At 64.6% G+C, this 19,039-nt stretch carries 16 protein-coding genes; 7 read left to right on the forward strand and 9 right to left on the reverse strand.

Annotation, left to right across the window (positions count from 1 at the left end):
- Window positions 1-48: 48 nt before the first annotated feature.
- The 7 genes from B8V81_RS15015 to B8V81_RS15045 form a co-directional block, all read right to left on the reverse strand.
- Window positions 49-420 carry a helix-turn-helix domain-containing protein gene (locus B8V81_RS15015; RefSeq protein WP_101808652.1) on the reverse strand — a complete coding sequence of 124 codons (372 nt, stop codon included), beginning with the start codon at window positions 418-420 and terminating at the stop codon, window positions 49-51.
- An 806-nt stretch (window positions 421-1,226) separates the two neighbouring features.
- Window positions 1,227-2,120 (reverse strand): ABC transporter permease, encoded by an 894-nt coding sequence (locus B8V81_RS15020; RefSeq protein ID WP_043110998.1) that lies wholly within the window; start codon window positions 2,118-2,120, stop codon window positions 1,227-1,229.
- An 11-nt stretch (window positions 2,121-2,131) separates the two neighbouring features.
- Window positions 2,132-3,136, reverse strand: coding sequence for an ABC transporter permease (locus B8V81_RS15025; protein ID WP_101808653.1), 1,005 nt, complete (start codon window positions 3,134-3,136; stop codon window positions 2,132-2,134).
- Between the two features lie 6 nt (window positions 3,137-3,142).
- On the reverse strand, window positions 3,143-4,783 hold the full coding sequence (locus B8V81_RS15030; RefSeq protein ID WP_101809427.1) for an ABC transporter substrate-binding protein: 1,641 nt from the start codon (window positions 4,781-4,783) through the stop codon (window positions 3,143-3,145).
- A 126-nt stretch (window positions 4,784-4,909) separates the two neighbouring features.
- Window positions 4,910-5,911 (reverse strand): ABC transporter ATP-binding protein, encoded by a 1,002-nt coding sequence (locus tag B8V81_RS15035; RefSeq protein ID WP_240478957.1) that lies wholly within the window; start codon window positions 5,909-5,911, stop codon window positions 4,910-4,912.
- Window positions 5,908-6,897, reverse strand: coding sequence for an ABC transporter ATP-binding protein (locus B8V81_RS15040; protein ID WP_028597851.1), 990 nt, complete (start codon window positions 6,895-6,897; stop codon window positions 5,908-5,910). Before B8V81_RS15040 ends, B8V81_RS15035 begins: the two co-directional genes overlap by 4 nt.
- Before the next feature lie 586 nt (window positions 6,898-7,483).
- Window positions 7,484-8,134 (reverse strand): DUF2306 domain-containing protein, encoded by a 651-nt coding sequence (locus B8V81_RS15045; protein ID WP_101808654.1) that lies wholly within the window; start codon window positions 8,132-8,134, stop codon window positions 7,484-7,486.
- Between the two features lie 133 nt (window positions 8,135-8,267).
- On the opposite strand from B8V81_RS15045, the gene B8V81_RS15050 reads away from it, so the two are divergent.
- From B8V81_RS15050 to B8V81_RS15080, 7 genes are all read left to right on the forward strand, one after another.
- Window positions 8,268-8,777, forward strand: a complete 510-nt coding sequence (locus tag B8V81_RS15050) for a MarR family winged helix-turn-helix transcriptional regulator (protein WP_052333011.1) — start codon at window positions 8,268-8,270, stop codon at window positions 8,775-8,777.
- Complete coding sequence (locus tag B8V81_RS15055) at window positions 8,767-10,017, forward strand: MFS transporter (protein WP_043111000.1); 1,251 nt, start codon at window positions 8,767-8,769, stop codon at window positions 10,015-10,017. Before B8V81_RS15050 ends, B8V81_RS15055 begins: the two co-directional genes overlap by 11 nt.
- Before the next feature lie 834 nt (window positions 10,018-10,851).
- Window positions 10,852-11,580, forward strand: a complete 729-nt coding sequence (locus B8V81_RS15060; protein ID WP_028597852.1) for a (Fe-S)-binding protein — start codon at window positions 10,852-10,854, stop codon at window positions 11,578-11,580.
- Window positions 11,577-13,103: a LutB/LldF family L-lactate oxidation iron-sulfur protein gene (locus B8V81_RS15065; RefSeq protein ID WP_052333012.1), complete on the forward strand. Its 1,527-nt coding sequence runs from the start codon at window positions 11,577-11,579 to the stop codon at window positions 13,101-13,103. The genes B8V81_RS15060 and B8V81_RS15065 overlap by 4 nt, the downstream gene beginning before the upstream one ends.
- A gap of 223 nt (window positions 13,104-13,326) precedes the next feature.
- The gene (locus B8V81_RS15070) at window positions 13,327-14,040 is read left to right on the forward strand and encodes a LutC/YkgG family protein (protein ID WP_028597854.1); all 714 of its coding nucleotides are present in this window, start codon (window positions 13,327-13,329) and stop codon (window positions 14,038-14,040) included.
- Between the two features lie 27 nt (window positions 14,041-14,067).
- The gene (locus B8V81_RS15075; protein ID WP_028597855.1) at window positions 14,068-14,778 is read left to right on the forward strand and encodes a FadR/GntR family transcriptional regulator; all 711 of its coding nucleotides are present in this window, start codon (window positions 14,068-14,070) and stop codon (window positions 14,776-14,778) included.
- 45 nt (window positions 14,779-14,823) lie between these two features.
- Window positions 14,824-15,804, forward strand: coding sequence for a Gfo/Idh/MocA family protein (locus tag B8V81_RS15080; protein WP_028597856.1), 981 nt, complete (start codon window positions 14,824-14,826; stop codon window positions 15,802-15,804).
- Between the two features lie 127 nt (window positions 15,805-15,931).
- Here the strand turns inward: B8V81_RS15080 and B8V81_RS15085 are convergent, their stop codons facing one another.
- Complete coding sequence (locus B8V81_RS15085) at window positions 15,932-16,879, reverse strand: catalase (RefSeq protein WP_084136725.1); 948 nt, start codon at window positions 16,877-16,879, stop codon at window positions 15,932-15,934.
- A 172-nt stretch (window positions 16,880-17,051) separates the two neighbouring features.
- On the reverse strand, window positions 17,052-18,638 hold the full coding sequence (locus tag B8V81_RS15090; RefSeq protein ID WP_028597858.1) for a M4 family metallopeptidase: 1,587 nt from the start codon (window positions 18,636-18,638) through the stop codon (window positions 17,052-17,054).
- Between the last annotated feature and the right edge of the window lie 401 nt (window positions 18,639-19,039).

Raw genomic sequence — 19,039 nt, forward strand, 5'->3', positions numbered from 1 at the left:
GCAACTTCTACTTGCTGATCGTCAGCTCATGCTGCCCGCGCAAGCGGGCTATCGATTTCCCCTGCCCGATGAATGATTTCGAGACTTCGAGTCGTTCATCGAGGCAGGGCTATTCGTTTTCGTGTTGATCAAGGCACGCAGGATTTCCGACTCGAGCTCCTTTTCCGCAAGAAGCTTCTGCACTTGCTCGTATTTCGCCTCCATCTCCGCCAGCCGCTGAGCGTTGTCGGGCCTAGCTCCTGTCGATGCTGTCGATTTTTTCGCAAGGGCAGCTTTCTCCTGATACTCCCGCACCCAGGCGCGAATCGACCTTTGGGAAACCGCGTACTTCTGGGCCAGCTCAGCCGTGGGAACGCCGTCGAGCGACTCTCGAACTACTTGGGTCCTAACCTCGCCGGATGTAGAGCGATGTTGTTTCATGACTTGTCACCTCTTTGCTGCTAGTGTACCTGATTCGGCTAGGGGACTGCCAACCTGGGATGATAGAAATTAAAATCCAAGGCACAAATGTGCCTTGGATGGGCGGGAACGCGCCGGAATGGGAAATCCAAGGCACAAATGTGCCTTGGATGGGCGGGAGCGCGCCGGAATGGGAAATCCAAGGCACAAATGTGCCTTGGATGGGCGGGAACGCGCCGGAATAGGAAATCCAAGGCACAAATGTGCCTTGGATGGGCGGGAGCGCGCCGGAATGGGCAATCCAAGGCACAAATGTGCCTTGGATGAGCGGGAACGCGCCGGAATGAGAAATCCAAGGCACAAATGTGCCTTGGATGGGCGGGAACGCGCCTGTATGGGAAATCCAAGGCACAAATGTGCCTTGGATGGGCGGGAACGCGCCGGAATGGGAAATTCAAGGCACAAATGTGCCTTGGATGGGCGGGAGAGGCGTCGGAATAGGAAATCCAAGGCACAAATGAGCCTTGGATGGGCGGGAACGCGCCGGGATGGGCGGGTTAGGAGCGGCGGATGTATGGAGCGCAAAGGTCGCCGCGCGTCCCGCGCCCGGCTACCCGCGCAAGCTCCGCGCGCCCGCGCTCAGTCAATCGCTGCACGCTCGCGCTCAGCCAATCGCTGCGCGCCCGCGCTCAGCCAATCGCCGCGCGTCCCGCGCTCAGCCAATCGCTGCACGCTCGCGCTCAGCCAATCGCTGCGCGCCCGCGCTCAGCCAATCGCCGCGCGTCCCGCGCCCAGCCAATCGCTGCGCGCCCCGCCCCGCGCCCCGATCAGCGCTTCATGCGCGGGTCGAGCACGTCGCGCAGGCCGTCGCCGATCAGGTTGAAGCCGAGCACGGTGAGCATGATCGCAAGGCCGGGGAAGAGCACCGTCCACGGCGCCTTTTGGATGAGCTGGCGCGAGTCGGACAGCATCTTGCCCCACTCCGGATCCGGCGGCTGCGCGCCGAGGCCGAGGAAGCCGAGCGCCGCGGCCTCGATGATCGCGGTCGCGATGCCGAGCGTGCCCTGCACGATGATCGGCCCGAGGCTGTTAGGCAGGATATGCTGCAGCAGGATGCGCGAGCTCTTCATGCCGAGCGAGCGCGCGGCGACGATGTACTCCTCCTCGCGCAGGCTGAGCACCTTCGCCCGCACGAGCCGGCCGAACACCGGCACGTTGACGATGGCGATCGCGAGCAGCGCGTTCTGCAGCGACGGCCCGAGCGCGGCGACGATGGCGATCGCCAGCAGGATGCCGGGGAACGCGAGCAGGATGTCGAACAGGCGCGAGATGATCGCGTCCCACCAGCGGCCGTAGTAGCCGGCAAGGATGCCGAGCATCGTGCCGGCGACGATCGAGCCGACCACCGACGAGACGCCGACCCACAGGGAGATGCGGGCGCCGTGGATGAGCCGGGAGAGGATGTCCCGCCCCAGGTCGTCGGTGCCGAGCCAGTGCTCCCCGCCCGGAGGCTGGAGCCGGTTCATCAGCTCCTGCTCCTTGTAGTCGTAGGGGGCGATCACCGGAGCGAGCGCGGCCACGAGGATGAAAAAGACAATGATGCCGAGCCCCGCCATCGCCATGCGATTGCGGCGGAAGCTGCGCCAGGCGTCCCGCCACGGGGACGACGCCTCTTCCGGCTTGGGCAGCGGGACGGGCAGGCGCACAGCCGGTTGCGACACGGATACCCCTCCTACTTATAGCTGATGCGCGGATCGACCGCCGCGTAGAGCAGGTCGACCAGCAGATTAATGAGGACGAAGAGGAACGCGATGATCAGGATGCCGGACTGGATGACCGGATAGTCGCGCGCGCTGATCGCATCGAAGATGTAGCGTCCGATGCCGGGCCAGGCGAAGATCGTCTCGGTCAGCACCGCTCCGCCGAGCAGCAGGCCGAACTGCAGGCCGATGACCGTCAGCACCGGGATGAACGCGTTGCGCAGCGCATGCTTGTAGATGACGCCGAGCTGGGACAGCCCTTTGGCCTTGGCGGTGCGGATGTAGTCCGAGCGCAGCACCTCCAGCATGCTCGAGCGCGTCATGCGCGCGATGATCGCCATCGGGATCGTGCCGAGCGCGACGCCCGGCAGGACCAGATGCTTGAGCACGGTGCCGAACTGGTCGAACCGTCCGGCGACGAGCGTGTCGATCAGGTACAGGCCGGTGACGGCGTCGATCGGGTCGCGCGGATTCGCGCGGCCGATCGACGGCAGCCATTTGAGCTCCAGCGCGAAGATCCACTGCTCCATCAGGCCGAGCCAGAAGATCGGCATCGACACGCCGACGAGGGCGATCAGCATGCTGGCATAGTCGAACCAGGAGTTCTGCCGCCAGGCGCTGACGATGCCGGCGTTGACGCCAACGACAATCGCGAACAGCATCGCGAACGCCGTCAGCTCCAGCGTCGCCGCCAGGTACGGCCCGATCTCGGTGGCGATCGGCTCCTTGCTGCGGATTGACTTGCCGAGGTCGCCGCTCAGCAGCTTGCCGAGATAGTCGCCGTACTGGACGTACAGCGGCTCGTCGAGCTTCAGCTCCTGACGGAGCGCTTCCTTCGATTGCGGGCTGGCCTTTTCCCCGAGGATGACCTCAGCCGGATCGCCGGGGATGGCCCGGATGATCATGAACACGATGACCGTCATGCCGAGCAGCACGGGGACGAGCATCAGCAGGCGGCGAATCGCATAGTTCAGCATATCGGCCTACTCGAAATAGACTTCGCTGTACGGCTCCCCGCCGGTCGGCGACGGCACGTAGCCCTTGAGATTCGCCTTGCCCGCCAGCAGCGGCGTCGAGTGCACGAGCGGAATCCACGGCGCGTCCTGCTTGATCAGCACCTGCGCCTGCTTGTACAGCTCCTCGCGCTTGGCCGGATCCGTCTCGGCCTGGCCTTCGCTCAGCAGCTTGTTCACTTCTTCATTGGAATAGAAGCTGTAGTTGTTGCTGCCGATCGTATCCTTGTGCAGCAGCGTGAACAGGAAGTTGTCCGGATCGCCGTTGTCGCCGTTCCAGCCGAGCATGAACAGGTCGTCCTTCTCGCCATCCTTCGCGTCGTCGAGATAGGTCGCCCACTCCGGCGATTCGATGCGCGTCTTGACGCCGATCTTGGCGAAGTCGGCCTGGATCGCTTCGGCCACCTTCTTGCCGTCCGGCATGTACGGGCGCGCGACCGGCATGGCGTAGAACACCATCTCCTCCGGCAGGCCGTTCGGGTAGCCGGCGTCGGCGAGCAGCTGCTTCGCCTTTTCGAGATCGTACGGATAATCCTTGACGTCCGCGTTCCAGCCGAGCGTGCTCGGCGGCATCGGGTTGACCGCCGCTTCAGCGAGGCCGGCGTAGAAGGCGCTGATGATGCCTTCCTTGTTGACGGCGTGGCTGAGGGCGACGCGCACCTTCGGATCGTCGAACGGCTTTTTCTTCAGGTTGAAGCCGACGTAGCCGACGTTGAACGACGGACGCTCGATCCTCTGCAGCTCGGCGTTGCTCTCCAGCGTGCCGAGGTCGTCCGGGTTGACGCCCTCCATCAGGTCGATCTCGCCGTTCTGCAGCGCCGTCAGGCGAGCCGAGTTGTCCGGGATGACGGTGATGATGACGCGCGCCAGCTTCGGCAGGCCGGACTGCCAGTAGTTCGGATTCTTCTCGACCGTGATCGACTCGCTGCGCTTCCACTCCTTGAAGACGAACGGCCCGGTGCCGACCGGCTCGCTCTTGAACTTGTCCTTCTTCTCCTCGACCGCCTTGGGCGACGCGATGCCGAACGACGGCATGGCGATGTTCTGCAGGAACGGCGCCTGCGGCTTGTTCAGCGTGAACTGCACGGTGGCCGGATCGATCGCCTTCACTTCCTTGATGACGCGCGACCCTTCCGGACCGAACATCGAGTCGTAATAGTAGAACGAGTCGCCCTCGTACTTGTTCGGGCTGTTCGGATCGCTCCAGCGGTTGAAGTTGAAGACGACGGCGTCGGCGTTGAAGTCGGTGCCGTCATGGAACTTGACGCCTTGGCGCAGCTTGAACGTGTAGGTGAGGCCGTCGTCCGACACCTCATAGCTCTCGGCGAGCGCAGGCTGGACCTCGGTCGTGCCCGGTTTGTAGGACAGCAGCCCTTCGAAAATCTGCTCCGTCACCTTGGTCGATTCGCCGTCGGTGACGATGGCCGGATCGAGCGCGGCGGAGTCTCCGCCGCGAGCGACGATGAGCGTGTCCTGGGAGCTGGCCGCTCCATCGGACGGAGCCGTGCTCGTGGTCGGCGCCGGGCTGCCGGTCGCGCCGCCGTTTTGTGCCGCAGGCGCATTGCTGTTGCCGCTGCAGCCGGCGAAGGCGAGCGTCGCGGCGAGCAGCATCGCCGTGGTGGAAGTCCATTTGGTGCCTTTGATGATGGTCAAGATCGATTCCTCCCCTTGTCGTTGGTTGATGCCGAGTGTGGTCTATGCCTTGCTGTATGATGTTGAAATCTCTGCCTTCGAGCCTCAAGGATAGAGATGACAAGCCGTTCCATGTCCCTCGCCGTCGATCTTCAGCGGAGGCCGCTGCGAGCGGCAGACGTCCATCGCGACCGGGCAGCGCGTGTGGAACACGCAGCCCTCCGGCACGTTCGCGGGGCTGGGCACGTCGCCCTGCAGCACGATCCGCTCGGCGGCCGCGCCGGGCACCGGGCTGGGAGCCGCGGACAGCAGCGCCTTGGTATACGGATGTCGGGGCTCCCGGTATAGGCCGCGCTTGTCCGCAATCTCCACGACCCGGCCGAGGTACATGACCGCGACCCGGTCGCAAAAATGCTTCACGACGCTCAGGTCATGGGCGATGAACACGTACGTCAGCCCCATCTGCTCCCGCAGGTCCTGCATCAGGTTGAGGATCTGCGACTGGATCGACACGTCGAGCGCGGATACCGGCTCGTCGGCGACGATCAGCTTGGGCTCCAGCATGAGCGCCCGCGCGATCGCGACGCGCTGCCGCTGGCCGCCCGAGAACTGATGGGGATACCGGTCGAGCTGCCAGGCGCTGAGGCCGACCGTCTCCATCGTACGGGCGACCCGCTCGCGGCGCTCCGCCGCGCTGCCGATGCCGTGCACGATCAGCGGCTCCTCGAGGATCTTGCCGATGCGATGCCGCGGGTTGAGCGAGGCGAACGGATCCTGGAAAATCATCTGCATGTCCCGGCGCTTGCGCCGCAGCGCCTCGTCCTTCAAGGCAAGGACGTCTTCGCCGTCGAAACGGACCCGTCCGCTCGTCGGCTCCAGCAGCCGCAGCAGCGAGCGGCCGGTCGTCGACTTGCCGCAGCCGCTCTCCCCGACGATGCCGAACGATTCGCCGCGCCGGACCTGGAAGCTCACGCCGTCGACGGCCTTCACATGGCCGGATACCCGCTGGAGCAGGCCGCTGCGGATCGGGAAATGGGTGCGGAGCTCCTCGACTTCGAGCAGCGCCTCGGCCTGCGGGGGGTTTTCGATCTTCGACGCCGCGTTCAATTCGCCACCTCCTGGGCCGTGTTCAGCCAGCAGCGCGAGCGATGGGCCGGCCGGGCGCACGCGATCAGCTCCGGCAGCTGCTCGCCGCAGATCGGCATCGCATGCTCGCAGCGCGGGGCGAAGCGGCAGCCCTGGGCGATCGCGCCGGGCCGCGGAACCTGGCCGGGGATCGAGTACAGCCGCTCGCGCTCCTCGTCCAGACGCGGGATGGAGCGGATCAGTCCTTGCGTGTACGGATGGCGCGGGTCAGTCAGAATATCGTGGACGGAGCCTTCCTCGACGATCTTGCCGGCGTACATGACGACGACCCGCTCGCACAGCTCGGCGACGACGCCGAGATCGTGGGTGATCATCATGATCGCCGTGCCCGTCTCGCGATTGAGCGTTTTCATCAGGTCGAGGATCTGGGCCTGGATCGTCACGTCGAGCGCTGTCGTCGGCTCGTCGGCAATGAGCAGCTCCGGCTCGCAGCAAAGCGCGATGGCGATCATGACGCGCTGGCGCATGCCGCCGGACAGCTGATGCGGATAAGCTTTGGCGACGCCCTCGGCGCGGGGGATGCCGACCTTGCGCAGCATCTCGACCGCCTTCGCCGCGGCATCCTTGCGCCCTACCGGACGGTGGACGCGCAGCGTCTCGCCGATCTGCTCGCCGATCGTCAGCAGCGGGTTGAGCGAGGTCATCGGCTCCTGGAAAATCATCGAGATTTCGTTGCCGCGCACCTGCTTCATGCGCTTTTCCTTGGCGCGGAGCAGATCCTCGCCCTTGAAGCGGATCGATCCGCCCGCATAGCGGGCAAGCGGCTCGGGCAGCAGCCGCATGATCGACAGGGAGGTGACGCTTTTGCCGCAGCCGGATTCTCCGACGATGCCGACAATCTCGCCGGAGCGGATCGTCAGGTCGATCCCGTCCACGGCCGGCAGCTCTCCGCGATCGGTGGCGAAGTGCGTATGCAGGTCTGTCAATTCCAGCAGGCTCGGTGCCATGCCATCTCTCCCTCATGACGTTTTGGATGTTATTTACTTTAATGCGTTGATGCATCAGGAAAGCAATGCGTTGATTTAATTTCTTTTTTTTGAGAAATAAAGGAGGACAACGGCAAAGCTGCAAGAAAATACGTCATATTTCGTGACACTGATTGTAAATCAAAAGCTGTGTGTTCGTAAACAGTGAATAAATACTCATTATCACAGATATTTATTTGTTTTAATTGATATGGAAGCGCTTTATTTAAGCAAGAGGAAGAGGCTTTAGTCCCATTTATGGATGCCAATGCTAGATGGAGTTAGGTTTATTGACGTAGTTTAAAAGGGTAAAATATTCAAACTATTCAGTCGGATTTGCGGATGAAAGATCGAGTTTACGTTAAAAAGGTTATTTTCTTATGCAAAATGAATCCTATTTTCGATGCAAAAGAGGTTGGCCGATCCTGGACTACCGGTTGAAACGGGAATAAGCTTCAGCTTTCGCTGAAGCTGAAGCGGATTCGGAGCGGGGCGGCCAAGTTCCAATTCTATTCCCGGTCGTCATTTCCCGGTCCGAAAAAGGGCCGCGCTTGCGGCATCCTTTTCCTCAAGCGCGGCCTCCTTCATCTCGGGGCACCCGCAGCATTCGGATAGCGAGCTCGCCTGCGAGCAGCAGGAAGGCGATGTTGGCGTAAAGCGCGGCCGCATAGCCGGCGGCATAGGGCAGTTCAAGCAAGCCCGTAAACAAGCCGGTGAACAGATGCAGCGTCATGTTGTTGAAGCAAAAGGCATAGCTGCGGATCATCAGCCGCTTGTGGGCGGCCAGCCGCCGCTTGCGGGCGCGAAGGATGGCGAGCAGCGTGATCGCCGGCCACAGCATGTTGAGCAGGTTGAACGGGACGCTGGCCCATTTGCCTCCGGTCGCATACGGCGCCATGTAGCCTGAAGTCAAGCAGACGAGGAAGACGCAGATGAAATAGAGATAGCCGTTCCAGCGGTGAAACGGCAAGCGTCGCGGCGTGCGGCGGCCGGCCGGAGCGAAGCCGAGCAGGCCGCAAGCGGTCGCCGCGCAGGCGGCGGCGATGTGGAGCTGCAGCACGGCCAGCCATGAGCCGAGCTTGTCCGGCCCTTGTCCGGGCGGCTTGAGCGCCAGAAAGCCGGCCGCCTGCGGGTCGGCCAGATAGGATTTGTAGAGCACATAGGCGACGGCGGCGGCAGCGGCTGCAGCCAGCCACCGGAGGGCGGCTTTCGAGGACATGGAAGGACTCGCTTTCTTGTCGTTATGATGGCCATTGTATCATGGCGCCATGCCCGCAGGTTGACCCTTTTCGTTCAAAGGCGTATAGTTGTTGTGACAACTAATGAACAGGACAGAAAGAAGGAAGGCCATCATGCATGAATCAGAAGACTTGACTCATCCTCGATCTGGTCCGGCGTCCGGCGCCGGTCTGGACGATTCGATCGGATTTTTGCTCGGAGCGGCTTACCGAAAGGTGAGCCTGACGCTGCTGCAGCAGCTGCGCGACTGGGATATTACGCCGGAACAGTGGTCGATGCTCGCACGGATCTGCGAGCGCGGAGGCCGGATCCAGAGGGAGCTTGGCGAGCTGACCGGAAAAGACAAGCCGACGACGACGCGCATTCTGGAGCTGCTTGAGGCAAAGGGACTGATCGTCAAGCAGCCCGATCCGAAGGACCGGCGCTCGCAGCGGATCCATGCGACGGCTCAGGGCGAGCGATTGCTGGCCGAGACCAGGCCGGTCGAGCGCAAGGCGCTCGACATCGGCCTCCGCGCGCTGACGGAGGAAGATCGGGCGCAGCTGCGGCAGCTACTGCAGCGCATCGTGCAGCCGCCGGCATCGTCCTTGGCTGAGGCGCAGGAGGAAGCCGATGAGCGCTGAGCCGCTGACGCTGCGCAAGGAGCCGTTATGGACACGCTCGTTCATCGTGCTGACGATCGGAGCGTTCCTCATGTTCCTTTGCCTGCAAATGCTCATGTCGCCGCTGCCCTCGTATGTCGAAGAGCGCTTCGCGCCGGGACCGTTCGTCATCAGCCTCGTGACGAGCCTGTTCGCGCTCGCGGCGATCGCCGCCCGCTTCGCGACGGCGTGGATGCTCGGCCGCATCTCGCGCAACATCGTGCTGTTCGCGGGATTGGCTGTATCCGCGCTGGCGACGCTCGGCTTTTCGGCCGTGTCGGGCATCGGAGCGCTATTGGCGCTGCGCGTGCTGTTCGGCATCGGCTTCGGCATGGCCAGCACCGTGCTGCCGACGCTGGTGACCGGCATCATTCCGCCGCGGCGGATGGGGGAGGGGGTCGGCTACTTCGGCCTTTCCAGCAGCATGGCCATGTCGCTCGGTCCGATGATCGGCCTGTCGATCATGGACGGCCTCGGCTTCCGCGCGCTGTCGCTGGCGGGAGCGGCGTCCTCGCTCGTCATCATTCCGCTGCTGCTCGTTTTTCGAGCTATCCCGCCGGTCCGGGTCAGAGTGCCTGCTGCGGCAATCGGAGGCACGGCCGCGGAGAGGGCGAGCGTCGGCTCGGCAGCGGCAGGAGCGCGCGAGGAGCTCGGGCGCAGCGAGGCGGGGCCAGCTTGGCTGCCCGCGCTGCTGAATACGCTGATGGCGGTTACCTATGGCGGCCTGCTGAGCTACCTGGTGCTGTTCGGACGGGAAATGGGCTTGCCGAATATCGGCCTTTTCTTTCTGCTGAACGCCGTCGCCATCCTGCTCGTGCGGCCGATCGCCGGCCGGCTGTTCGACCGCTTCGGGCATCTCGCGGTGCTGCCCGCGGCCTCGCTGCTGCTGATGGGCGGCCTGCTGCTGCTCAGCTGGTCCGATACGACCGGGCTGCTGCTGCTCTCGGCGCTGCTGTACGGACTCGGCTTCGGCTCGATTCAGCCGACCGCGCAGGCATGGATGCTGCGCAGCATGCCGGCTGCCCGCCAGGCGTCGGCGAACAGCCTGTTCTACAACTCGACCGACCTCGGCGTCGCGGCCGGCTCGATGCTGCTCGGCGCCGTCGCGGCCGCGACCGGTTATGCGGTCATGTACCGCTGGGCGGCGCTGTCGATGGCGCTGCTCCTCGCCGTTTATGGCGCGGGGCTGGCCTTGGGCCGCCGCCGGGCGCGCCGCGCTTAGCAGGAGGAGCCGGCGGAAGGCGGGGCTGGGTGAGCCGACGGAGGTACGCGGCAGGCGGAGCCGGATGAGCCGGTCGCAGGCACGGATCCTGAGTAGGCGATGCTAGGAGATGCGCTGCTCCGCTGGGTGTGCCACTGAGTGGCGGCTCAGCGTGGTGTTCTAGAAGGGAAGGGATGAGCTGAGCTATGCTCGGCTTCGTCCCTTTTTTGTTTTCCTGCAAGTTGCGCGGAAAAAACGAGCAACTGGGCTCGAACAGAGTGACCGGACGTGGGAGTAACGCGGAAAAACCGAGTAACTGGGCTTGAAGAGGGTGCGGAGCAGGGGAGTTGCGCGGAAAGACCGAGTAACTAGGCTCGAAGAGAGTGCGGAGCGGGGGAATAACGCGGAAAAACCGAGTAACTGGGCTCGAAGAGGGTGCGGAGCAGGGGAGTTGCGCGGAAAGACCGAGTAACTGGGCTCCGAAGTGAGCGATCAGTGGGCAATAATTCGAAAAAATCGGGTTACTGGGCACCGAGGTGAGCGTTCCGTCGGCGATAGCCCGAATAAATCGGGTTGCAGTCGCCCGAGAGAGCGAATCTAAGGCTGCAACCCGAAAAAGTCGGGTTCCAGGCGTGCGAGAGGGCGAATCTAAGGCTGCAACCCGAAAAAAATCGGGTTGCAGTCGCCCGAAGGAAGCTCGATCCGCAGCGCCGCCAGCGAGAGCGGACGAGGACGAGGGCTCTCCCGAAGCAGCCCCTCGGCGCAATTCGCTCTAGCGCGGCGAAGCAGGCTGGCGTATAATGGCATCAACTCAACTTGTCTGACAACCTGACCAATTGACGGAGAGGTGCACTCATGAAAGTTTCCCTGTTCATCACCTGCCTGAGCGATGCGATCTATCCCCGGGTCGGCGAAGCGATGGCGCGCATTCTGGCGCGGCAAGGCGTCAAGCTGGACTTTCCCAAAGTCCAGACCTGCTGCGGACAGCCGGCGTACAACAGCGGCTATTGGGACGAGGCGCGCAAGACCGCCCGCACGATCCTCGCCGCATTCCGGGACAGCGACTTCGTCGTCTCGCCGTCCGGCTCCTGCACGTACATGGTCCATCACTACGAGGAGCTGTTCAAGGACGAGCCGGAGGCGCTGCGCGAGGCGCGGGAGCTCCGCTCCAAAACATACGAGTTCACTCAGTTCCTCGTGCAGGTGCTCGGCGTGACCGACATCGGGGCGCGCTTCCCGCATAAGGTGACCTACCATCCGTCCTGCCACGGCAGCCGTCTGCTCGGCGTCAAGGAGGAGCCGCTCGAGCTGCTGCGCGGCGTCGATGGGCTGCAGCTCGTGCCGCTGCCTTTCGCCGAGGATTGCTGCGGGTTCGGCGGCACGTTCGCGGTCAAGATGGCGGATATCTCCGGCGCGATGGTGACGGAAAAGGCCGACCATGTGAAAGAGACGGAAGCCGAGGTGCTCGTCGGCCTCGACATGGCCTGCCTGATGAACATCGCCGGCAACCTGCGCCGCCGGGGCGAGCCGGTTCGCGTGCTGCATCTGGCGGAGCTGCTGGAGGAAGGAGCGAGAGTCGGATGATCAAGGAGCAGGCCAAGCCAGCGCAGCCGGACACGGTGCGCGAGCGGGCTGGACTGGCGCTGAACGACGAGTTCCTCCGCCAGGCGGTCAAGTTCACGACCGAGCGGCTGCGCTCGGGCAAAAAGGCGGCGTCCGAGGCGCATGGCCATTGGGACGAATGGCGCGAGCAAGGGCGGCAGATCCGGCTGCATACGATCGCGCATCTGGACTATTACTTGAACCTGTTCGCGGACAACGCGCGGGCGAACGGAGTCCAGGTGCATTTCGCGTCGACCGCCGAGGAGGCGGTGTCGCTGTCGCTCGCGATCGCGGAGTCGGCCGGAGCGCGCTCGGTCGTCAAGTCCAAGTCGATGGTCACCGAGGAGCTCCATCTCAACCATGCGCTGGAGTCGATCGGCGTCGAGGCGGTGGAGACGGACCTCGGCGAGTACATCATCCAGCTGGCGGGCGAGACGCCGTCGCATATCATCATCCCGGCGATCCACAAGAACCGCTACCAGATCGCCGAGCTGCTGTCGGCCGAGGCGGGCGAGACGCTGCCGCCGGATACGACGATCCTCGCGGGCTTCGTGCGGCGCAAGCTGCGCGAGAAGTTCCTCGAGGCGGACATCGGCATGACCGGCTGCAACTTCGCGATCGCGGAGACGGGGTCGATGGTGCTTTTTGAAAATGAAGGCAACGCCCGCATGGTGTCGACCGTGCCGAAAACGCAGATCACCCTCATGGGCATGGAGCGGATCATCCCCTCCTGGGAGGATCTCGAAACGATGGCGACGCTGCTGCCGCGCTCGGCCACCGGCCAGCGGCTGACCGTCTACATGTCGGGCATCACGGGGCCGAAGCGCGCGGACGACGCCGACGGTCCGGAGGAGATGCACCTCATCATCCTCGACAACGGGCGCTCCAACCAGCTCGGCGACCCGGAATTCCAGGAGCTGCTCAACTGCATCCGCTGCGGGGCTTGCCTGAACGCTTGCCCGGTGTACCGCCACATCGGCGGCCATGCCTACGGCGGCACGTACAGCGGACCGATCGGAGCGGTGCTGACGCCGGCGCTCAAGAGCAACGTCGCCGAGTGGGACGACATCGCGAGCGCATCGAGCCTGTGCGGCGCCTGCTATGAGGCGTGTCCGGTCAAGATCCCGCTGCATGACATGCTCGTGTCGCTGCGGCGGCGCAAGGTCGAGGCCGGCCGCGCCGATGCGCTTGAGACGCTGGGCATGAAAGGCTTCGGAGCGGTCGCCGGCCGCGCCGGCCTCATGGGCGCGGCGCTCGGAGCGGGACGGCTCGGCCAGCGGCTCGTCGCCCGCGGCGGGGAGATCCGGCTGCGGCTCGGGCCGCTGAAGGGCTGGAACAAGTATCGCGTGACGCCGACGCTGGCGAAGCAGCCTTTCCGCAAGCGGTGGAGCACGCTGGAGCAGGAGCTGACGGGGGAGCTGCGGGAGATGGACCCGGCGGTGAAAAACCGGCTGGAGGAGCTCGCGCGCCGGGGCGGGCGCAAAGGAGGAGACTCGCATGGGTGAGGACATGAAGCGGCAGCAAGCTAGCGCCGCAGGCGGCGAGGGCGTCGGAGCCGGCCGGGCGGTGGATTCGGCCGCTCAATCGACTGCGTCGACTCGCGAAAGCGCGGCGCCGCCGGAAGCGGCAACTCAAGCGGCCGCATCGGCTGGCCAGAGCGAGTCGGCGCAAGCCGAGCCGCCCGGCGGCACGGCGCCGCCGGAGTCGGCCGCGAGTCGGCGCGAATGGCTGAGCGAGCTGGAGGAGCAGTCCAAGCGGCGCCAGCAGGCGTTCATGGACGGCATCGCGGCCAAGCTCGGCCGGCCGCGGCAGCTGGAGCGGCCGGTGCAGCCGCGGCGCGGCGCGCCTGCGTTCTGGCGCGAGTTCCAGTGGAGCCCGGAGGAGCGGGCGGCCAAGCTGCGCGAGCATTTCGAGGCGGCGGGAGGCAAGCTCGCGGAGCTGCCGGACCTGGAGGCGGCGGGCCGCTTCATCGCCGAGCAGGCGCGGGAGATGAAGGCGCGGCGCATCCTGCGGCAGGACGAGGCGGAGCTCGCGCGGCTCGGCCTGGAGCCCGCGCTCGAGCCCGAAGGCTGCGAGGTGCGCGTCTGGAACGAGGACGGCGCAGGCCGCGAGAGCTGGCTGCCGCGGGCGGCGGAAGCCGACTTCGGCGTCGTGCTCGCCGACGGAGCGGCGGCGTACACCGGCTCGGTGTGCGTCCGCTCCGCTCCCCACAAGGGGCGCAGCGTCAGCCTGCTGCCGACGGCGCTGTTCGTCGTGCTGCCGCGCGAGCGGCTCGCCACCCGGCTCGGCGAGCTGCTGCTGCCGCTCGACGAGGCGGGACGGGAGGCGATGCCGGCGGGCGTGCATTTCATCTCCGGACCGAGCCGCTCGGCCGACATCGAGAACGACCTGACGATCGGCGTGCACGGCCCCGGCATTGTCACGATCCTGCTCATCGGGTAGCATGGAGGGCAAAGGGGGACGGCAGCCGTGGAGGTAAAGCCGCTGAACAAGCAAAATCACTATGAAGCGATCGCCGGGCAGCTGCGCCGGCTGATCGACGACGGCAGCGTCAAGCCGGGCGACAAGCTGCCCTCGGCCCGCGAGCTGTCGGAGCGCTTCGGCGTCGGGCGGTCGACGATGCGGGAGGCGCTGAGCGCGCTCAAGGCGATGGGCTACATCGACATCCGCCAGGGCGGCGGCAGCGTCGTGCGTCCGCCGGAAGAGCGGGCGGGCGGCCTGCCGCCGCTGCTCGCGGCCGCCGGCGCGACGCGCGAGGAGCTGCTGGAGCTGCTGGAGGCGAGGCGCTCGCTGGAGCTGGCGAACGTCGCGCTCGCGGCCCGCAAGCGCAGCGCGGACGACGTCGCCCGGCTGCGCGAGCTGGCCGAGGGCATGAGCGGCACGCTCGGCGACGACCTCGAGGGCGAGCGCTACGACATGGAGTTCCATCTGGCGCTGGCCCATGCGACCGGCAACCGCATGATGGCGCGGCTGTACGAGTCGCTGATGGCGCCGATCGAGCGGGCGATCCGCGCCGTGCGCCGGACGGAGCTGTATGCGAGCCGCGAGGTCGCAGGAAGGCTCGCCGACGCGCATGAGCGCATCCTGCTGGCGGTGGAGGCGGGCGACGAAGCGCTCGCCGCCGCCGAGATGCAGGCCCATCTGGAGCATGTGGAGCGGATCGTGATGAAGCATCTTTGATTTCGGGTAAGGAAAGGCAATCACTATCCGACAGGAGCTGAGCGCATGGAAGGCAAAAAGACGATCCGCTGGGGCATCATGGGGCCGGGCGGCATATCGGAAGGCTTCGCCAAGGACCTGGCGCACGCGCAAGGAGCGGAGCTCGCGGCCGTAGCCGGACGCGATCCGGACAAGACGGCGGCGTTCGCCGGCAAGTTCGGCATCGCAAAGACGCACGGCAGCATCGAGGAGCTGGCTGCCGATCCCGAGGTCGACATCGTCTACATCGGCACGGTCCATCCCGTGCACAAGGAGCATGCGCTCGCCGCTCTGGCGGCGGGCAAGCCGGTGCTGTGCGAGAAGCCGCTGGCGATGAACGCGGCCGAGGCGCGGGAGATCGCCGGCCTGGCCGAGTCCAAGGGCGTGTTCGTGATGGAGGCGATGTGGACGCGCTTCCTGCCGGCGATCCGCCAGGCGCGGCGTTGGCTGGACGAGGGAGCGATCGGCGAGGTGCGGCTGCTCAAGGCCGAGTTCGGCTTCGACGCCGGATGGAATCCGGACGGGCGGCTGCTGAACAAGGACCTCGGCGGCGGCACGCTGCTCGATGCCGGCATCTATCCCGTGTCGTTCGCCTCGTTCGTCTTCGGCGCGCAGCCAGAGCGGATCGAGAGCGTCGCGCGCATCGGCGAGACGGGCGTCGACGAGCAGTTCTCGCTGCTGCTCGGCTACGGCGACGGCCGCGCGGCCTCGCTGCACGGCTCGATCCGGCTGGAGATGGAGAACGACGCCTGGATCTACGGCACCAAGGGCCGCATCCGCATCCCCGGCTTCCTCTGGAGCCGCGGGGCGGAGCTGCGCGTGAAGGGCGAGGAGCCGGTCGTGTTCGAGGACGGCCGCGTCTGCAACGGCTATGCGTTCGAGGCGGAGGAGGCGATGGACGCCCTGCGCGAGGGCCGGACGTCCAGCGAGATCATGCCGATCGCCGAGAGCGTCCGCATCCTGGAGACGATGGATCGGATCCGCGCCCAGTGGGGACTGACCTACTAACGGCAGAGGAGCGGGTTTCGGACGCCGAGAGCAGCTTTTGCCATTCATTCCAAAATATCGGCATGCCAAAACCAAACAGCCTGCGGACCGATCGGTCCGCAGGCTGTTTTTTTGACATTTGCGCCGGCTAAATGCCCTTCATGCGGCGCTCATAGCTGACCGCGTACGCCTCGCGGCGGAAGCTCAGAATCGGATCGGGGGTAATCTCGATCCCTTGCCCGGTCGCGGTCGGGTCCATGAGCAGCCCTGCCGGCTCGTCCGTCAGCTCCGCAATCGACAGATGGCCGATATCGAGCGTCGGCCGATCGGCCGGCCAGCGCGCGCTGGAGTCGTCCACCGGATCCCACGGCTCGCCAAGCGCGATCCGCAGCGTGAAGCCGGCCGGCAGCTTCTCCAGCCGCTCGCGCAGCTCGTCCTCCAGGTAGTCCTTGCTTGCTGCCGCCGTCTTCAGCAGAGGCAGATAGGCCACCTCGGCATCCGGGATCCACTCGTACTTGACCGGCTGCTTGCGCCCCTCGCCGTCGACGAGGTAGAACGCATGGATCGAATGGTACGGCACGGAGGCGAAGCTCGCGGGCGGCTTCAGCTCGGAGAGGATCGTCAGCGCCTCGCCGGCATGGGGAAAGCTTCCGAGCAGCGACTTCAGCCGCTCCTTGACGGACAAGCCGTCGCGGGCCAGATCGCGAGCGGCGAGCATCATCTCGAGGAACGACTCCGGCGTACGGGCGACGAACACGGACGCGGTCACCGCCACGATGACCGGCTTTACGCCGGCGGAGTCGGGGCGCTGGAACTGCACGGCCATTCCTTTGGCGGGAGAGAGCAGGTCCCTCGTCGACGGGTCGGAGGCGCTATTGGAAAAGCGCACTACGACGTCGCTCGGCTCCCGCTGCAGATGCGCGGCGCCGGTCAGGCGGGCGGCCTCGCCGCTTGGCGTGAACACGCCGCGGGCGCAGATGCCGCGGGCATGCGCGCGGCGCTGGCCGGGGTGGCTCCCGGCCAGCTCCTCGATGGCGTCGACCGAGCGGGCCGGCAGCTCGGCGGGAGAGGGCATCGGTTCTTTCGGTGCGGTCATGGCGATTCTCCTTTGCGGACGGGATGGTCGGATCTTCTCCTTCTACCCGCTTCGCCGCAGCGTCCAATCGCCTCGCCGGTTTCTACAGGCCGACGGCGCGGAACGCTGCCGTCAACCCGTAGCGGAGCTAAAGGCCGACGGCGCGGAACGCTGCCGTCAATCCGTAGCGGAGCTAAAGGCCGACGGCGCGGAACGCATTAGTCACAGACGTCACATACGGAGAGCTCGTGCCGTACAGGTCCTTCGCCGCCTGGATGGAGGCGTTTTTGGCGGAAGCGAACGTCGACGTGGACGTCAGGTAGTAGGCGACCGTGTTGTAGAAGATGTTCACGGCGGCGTCGCGGCCGATGCCGGCGACGGTCACGCCGTTATGGGTGCCGCCTTGGGCGAGCAGGTAGAACGCTTTGTTCGTGATGCCGCTGTTCGTATGGACGCCGCCGTTGTCGGCCGTGCCGGTGTAGCGGTTGGCGTAATGGTCCGGCTGGCCGTACAGCGTCGGGTTGGACATCGAGCGCAGCGCGTCGCCGGCGACTCCAGGCGTGTAGATGTCGTCGCCGATCAGCCAGTTTTTCGCCTGGATGGAATTGCCGAGCACGTCCGCATAGGATTCGTTGAGGGCGCCGGATTCATTCAGGTAGCGCAGGTTCGACGTGTATTCGATGACGCCGTGGGACAGCTCGTGGCCGATGACGTCCAGGTCCCCGGACAGATAGGTGAATGTCGTTCCGTCGCCGTCGCCGAATACGATCTGCGAGCCGTTCCAGAAAGCGTTGTTGTACCTCGAGCTGTAGTGGACCGTAGAGCGGATCGCGAAGCCGTTGCCGTCGAGGCTGTTGCGGCCGAACTTGTTCTTGAAGAAGTCGTACACCTGGCCGGCGTACGCATGCGCGTCGACCGCCGCGCGGTCCGACCAGACGTTGTCGCTGTCGGTCAGCAGCGTGCCCGGCAAGGAGGTGCGGTTCGAAGCCGTATACGTCGAGATGCCGTTGCCGCGCGTCGTGTCCTTGAGCTGATACGTGCTTCCGGACAGCGTCGTCTGGAACGTCTTCGTATCGCCAGCGACGCCGGTGCCGGTGCCGGTCGCATGCTGCAGCAGGTCGTATTGCAGCACGATATGGCCGTCGACGGCATCGATCAGATAGCGGGTGCGGAGCGCTTCAGGCTCCAGCACGTTCACTTCCGTCTCGTACACCAGATTGTTCGCTCCGTTTTCGGCGTAGACGAACAGCTGAGCGGAAGGCGCCTTTTCCGAGGCTCCGAGGCTGCCGATCCGCGAGGCGGCTTCCGCGGTCGCGACGGCGATGGCGTCGGTCGGGCTGAGCTGCGGCTGGAGCGCCTTCGCGGCGAACTGCTCCTGCTTTTTGGAAGGAATGACGGCGCCGAGGAAGGAGGTCACTTTTCCGGTTTTGTTGTCGACATGGATCGTCTGATCGGCGCCGTAGACCGGGACGCCGTTCACGACCTGCTGGAGGCGGAAATGCTCGATGCCGGACCCCGCGTCCAGCTGCTTGTCCTTGATTTGGAAGGCGGTCTTGAGATCGGACGTCGTCAGGCCGAGCTTCGTCTGCTGGCTGCGCAGGAAAGCCCATACCTTATCCTCGGATGTGCCGCCAGCGGCAGCCGCATTCGTATCGCCGCCGATGAATTGAGGCGCGAGCGAATCCTCGGGAATGACGCTCATCGAAGGGGCGGCGTTAACCAAAGAAACGGAAGAAAGCAGCAAAATGCTTCCCAGCAGGGCCGAGACGGATCTTTTCATGAAATTAATTCACTCCAATTCGTTTTTTTAGTAAGTGCAGATTAAACAAAGCTAAACCGCATGAAAAGAGATTATTTATGCACCCCCATTAATTTATTCGGCAATAACCGATCTGATATTTCCAGATTGCAGCCGTGTGAATAAATCTATCACGGGAGAAATCGTTCGTAAATACAGAAAATTCTAAAAAGTAACAATTGATTCTTTAGAAGTGAAAGCTCAAGGAAAGCTCACGGCATCTCATCATTAAGTCCCGGGGAGGATGTGCCGGAGTAGGACTTCAGGTAGAATTAGGAAGGAATTGCTTTTTTCGGTTGAAGCGCTAAATCTGCTTCTTTGGATGCTTGCCAAGCGTTTTATGAAGTCGAATGCTGTCGAATGAAAGCAGGATATGTAGAGCT

Source organism: Paenibacillus pasadenensis (assembly GCF_002864175.1).
Lineage (GTDB): Bacteria > Bacillota > Bacilli > Paenibacillales > Paenibacillaceae > Paenibacillus_O > Paenibacillus_O pasadenensis.

Coding starts and splice junctions, on each gene's coding strand:
- B8V81_RS15040 (WP_028597851.1), bottom strand. CDS start 6,897: ATGGCACCGAGCCTGCTGGAATTGACAGACCTGCATACGCACTTCGCC.
- B8V81_RS15090 (WP_028597858.1), bottom strand. CDS start 18,638: ATGAAAAGATCCGTCTCGGCCCTGCTGGGAAGCATTTTGCTGCTTTCT.
- B8V81_RS15085 (WP_084136725.1), bottom strand. CDS start 16,879: ATGACCGCACCGAAAGAACCGATGCCCTCTCCCGCCGAGCTGCCGGCC.
- B8V81_RS15080 (WP_028597856.1), top strand. CDS start 14,824: ATGGAAGGCAAAAAGACGATCCGCTGGGGCATCATGGGGCCGGGCGGC.
- B8V81_RS15065 (WP_052333012.1), top strand. CDS start 11,577: ATGATCAAGGAGCAGGCCAAGCCAGCGCAGCCGGACACGGTGCGCGAG.
- B8V81_RS15030 (WP_101809427.1), bottom strand. CDS start 4,783: ATGCTGCTCGCCGCGACGCTCGCCTTCGCCGGCTGCAGCGGCAACAGC.
- B8V81_RS15015 (WP_101808652.1), bottom strand. CDS start 420: ATGAAACAACATCGCTCTACATCCGGCGAGGTTAGGACCCAAGTAGTT.
- B8V81_RS15060 (WP_028597852.1), top strand. CDS start 10,852: ATGAAAGTTTCCCTGTTCATCACCTGCCTGAGCGATGCGATCTATCCC.
- B8V81_RS15055 (WP_043111000.1), top strand. CDS start 8,767: ATGAGCGCTGAGCCGCTGACGCTGCGCAAGGAGCCGTTATGGACACGC.
- B8V81_RS15050 (WP_052333011.1), top strand. CDS start 8,268: ATGCATGAATCAGAAGACTTGACTCATCCTCGATCTGGTCCGGCGTCC.
- B8V81_RS15045 (WP_101808654.1), bottom strand. CDS start 8,134: ATGTCCTCGAAAGCCGCCCTCCGGTGGCTGGCTGCAGCCGCTGCCGCC.
- B8V81_RS15025 (WP_101808653.1), bottom strand. CDS start 3,136: ATGCTGAACTATGCGATTCGCCGCCTGCTGATGCTCGTCCCCGTGCTG.